We start from the raw sequence: 3,114 nt of genomic DNA, 5'->3' as shown, positions 1-3,114 counted from the left end.
TGCTTCATATTTTTAAAGAACGGTGCGACTTAATGTCGCTGCGCTGTTAGCGCTGAGGGTTGTGCATTCTAATCACTTCCCATTTTATGTCAACACTTAATTTTGATTTTTCTTTCGAAGTATTCAAAGCTAAGTTTTATTTGACTCCCAACTCGCTGGCTCGTTGCTTTTCAGCGTTGTGCCCCGTGTCGGTGGATGCGCATTATAGGGAAATCGAATAACGATGCAACCCCTTTTTTCATTTTTCTCTTGATAATATGTCACTACCACCTACCACTCCAAATACACACAAAACAAAAACAAGATACACACAAACAAATGTGGATAAGTTCGCAAATAAACAACAGTACAGGCAAAATAGTGAAAGTCGATCAGCGTGAGTCTTCAGTTTCTTATTCTGCTCAGGGATATAAAGCTGTACGTAAATATAGCCAGAAGGTTGATAAAAATTACATCGGCGGGCTTTAGTCATTTTGCTTCCTGTACTAATGCACGCTGAGCAAAGAATACCCTCAGCACAAGTAGTTCAATACCCAATATGGGAGTGGAGTATGCTCTGTATGAAGTGTTAGCCAGTTACTCATCCGCAAGTCCAGGCTCATGGACGACAATAGTGCAAACTGTAAGAATGGAATATAAACGGCTTATTCAAAAAAGCGCTGCATATCCTGGGTTTGTAACCCATACCCTGCAGTAGATCCAGGTTCACAAAGCTCTACCCCACCTTCAACAACAACTCCCCCTTCATACAGCACGCCGTGCGATACTGTTTAAACCAGCTTTTCGGTGTTGAATAGGTTTGTTTCGGTGTATTTATCATGCCTACGAAGTAGCTTTTCAGCATTGGCTCCAGGCTCACCCTGCTCTGCCACACCTCCAACAACTCCGTCGTCATCCCGCACGCGATGCGGGATCCATTTAAACCCGTTTTTCAGTGCTGAGTAGGTTTGCTTCGATGTATTTGTCATGCCTGCGATGTGGTCTGTTGGTAGATCCCGCATCAAGTGCGGGATGACGGTAGTGTAGATCTGTTTGAATGGAGAAATACATGACACTTCGTCAGAAATCGCTCTATACGTCATGAAAGCAAGGAGTATGTTTGAGCCGGCGTATTTACTACACGTAAAGTGTGGCTTTCCTGCAGCGGCTCCAGGTTTACCCTGCTCTACCACACCTCCAACAACAACTCCATTGTCATCCCGCACGCGATGCGGGATCCATTTAAACCCGTTTTTCAGTGCTGAGTAGGTTTATACCAAATTGATTAAATTTATGATCTAATATCAAAATCTAATATCCATCGATGTGATAATGATTTTGCAGCCCTCTGAATTTATTAAGCTCTCCAAACAGACTAAAGATCCCAGAAAGAAAGTACGCATGCTCGCGTTGGCTCATTTCTTTGAAGGTAAATCTCGCTATCAGATTGCTGAATACTTGAAGGTCAGTCGTACGAGCGTAAACAAATGGGTGAAAGACTATCTCGACTATGGATTAGAAGGCCTGGAAGAACTACCTCGCTCGAGCCGCCCTTGCAAACTGGATGATGCACAACTGAAACAGCTTAAAGCATATGTACTCGACTCTATAGACCGCACGGAAGGTGGTCGGCTAACACTAGAAGATATTCAGCAGTATATATCTGAGTCTTTTCACATTGAGTACGAGTTATCAGCCGTTCACAGATTGTTGAAAAGGCAAAACTTCTCATGGATCAGCAGTCGGTCAATTCACCCTAAAGGGGATAAAGCTCGCCAGGAAGCTTTTAAAAAACTTTGAGTTGGAAACGATCCTTCACACTCCGGGACACCTGCTTCCTGAACGCATTGATGTGTGGTTTCAGGATGAAGCACGATTTGGTCAGCAAACTTCGACCACAAAGGTTTGGGCTGAAAAAGGCTCACGCCCAAGAGTTGTAAAGCAGCAACAATTCGAATATGCCTATCTATTTGGTGCTGTGTGTCCAACGACTGGCGAAACAGAAGCACTTATCTCACCTTTAGTGAATAAAGAAGTCATGTATTCTCACCTGGAGCAAATATCACAAAGGACTCAACCAGGAAGAATGGCTGTGGTCGTCATGGATCGCGCAGCCTGGCACTTCAAAGATGGTTTGGTAAAAGGCCTGGAGAAAGTAGTGTTCATTAGGCTGCCACCTTATTCCCCAGAGTTAAACCCCATAGAACAAGTGTGGAGTTGGCTCAGACAACATAAGTTATCAAACAGAACCTTTGTAAACTACAATGACATTCTGGATCAGGTAAGCGAAGCATGGAATGCGTTTATCTCATGTGCTGACAGGGTGAAATCATTGTGCTTTAGGGACTGGATAAATCTGACCAGTTAATTATTCAAAATGGTATAAGTAAACAGCTTCACTTTGCCAACAGATCATGACAGCGCCCTGAGCAGTGCAACCAACCACAGGACGTCTGTGTTTGATGGCAACAACACCGTACTCTGACCATGCTTGAGCTGCAACAACTCAGGCAGAGAAACGAACTCAGATGCAGCAGGTTTAGCGGCAATAAAAGATGACTCAGGTGGTTTTTTAGTGCGAAGTTTACTTCGGCGATTATAAAAAGACTTGGTACTGAGATTGTGCTGTGAGCAGAAATCACTGACAGACAAACCACTGAGTTCCTGTTGTTCGATAAGTTTCAGCCATTGCTGTGCGGTTTTGTGTTTAGGCATGTTCAGCTCCGAATTGAGTTCAGAGCTGTACTTTATAAGCTGAGCATATTCAGTAGCTAGGTGGGGTTTAGGTGACGCTTACCATCTACGCTTCTAAAATTCCAGACGCAAAAAAGCCCGATTCTTTCGAATCGGGCTTTCTTTAAATAGGAGCTTGGCAATGTCCTACTTTCACATGGACGAAATGAGACCGAAGCAACGCTTCGCAGCTCATTGAGATGAGCGCATGGACCCACATGGATGTGGGGAAGTAGAATAATGCAGGAGCAATTATCGAGATGCGCGATGGGACCCAGCTTCATGGATGAATAGGCGATGCTATTCTATCTACAGCTACAGCCCATCAGCACTTTCTTAATCGCACATAGCAAAAAACCCGCTGCATTTCTGCAACGGGTTTCTCTTATAAGGCCCTGGCGA

3 protein-coding genes are annotated in these 3,114 nt (G+C 44.2%); 1 reads left to right on the top strand and 2 read right to left on the bottom strand.

Features of this window, described 5'->3' with window-relative positions:
* Positions 1-770: 770 nt before the first annotated feature.
* Positions 771-968 carry a hypothetical protein gene (locus C3B51_RS23725; RefSeq protein WP_165389226.1) on the bottom strand — a complete coding sequence of 66 codons (198 nt, stop codon included), beginning with the start codon at positions 966-968 and terminating at the stop codon, positions 771-773.
* Between the two features lie 343 nt (positions 969-1,311).
* On the opposite strand from C3B51_RS23725, the gene C3B51_RS22730 reads away from it, so the two are divergent.
* A protein-coding gene (locus C3B51_RS22730) for an IS630 family transposase (RefSeq protein WP_430929851.1) occupies positions 1,312-2,347 on the top strand; the annotation gives its coding sequence in 2 pieces (ribosomal slippage) (positions 1,312-1,769 and positions 1,768-2,347; 1,038 coding nt in all).
* 44 nt (positions 2,348-2,391) lie between these two features.
* Here the strand turns inward: C3B51_RS22730 and tnpA are convergent.
* Positions 2,392-2,694: an IS66 family insertion sequence element accessory protein TnpA gene (gene tnpA, locus C3B51_RS22725; protein ID WP_130246485.1), complete on the bottom strand. Its 303-nt coding sequence runs from the start codon at positions 2,692-2,694 to the stop codon at positions 2,392-2,394.
* Positions 2,695-3,114: the final 420 nt, after the last annotated feature.

The organism is Pseudoalteromonas rubra, from assembly GCF_004212645.1.
Classification (GTDB): Bacteria; Pseudomonadota; Gammaproteobacteria; order Enterobacterales; family Alteromonadaceae; genus Pseudoalteromonas; species Pseudoalteromonas rubra_G.
The sequence above is the reverse complement of the archived record's forward strand: the minus strand, read 5'-3'. Positions and strand labels throughout refer to the sequence as shown.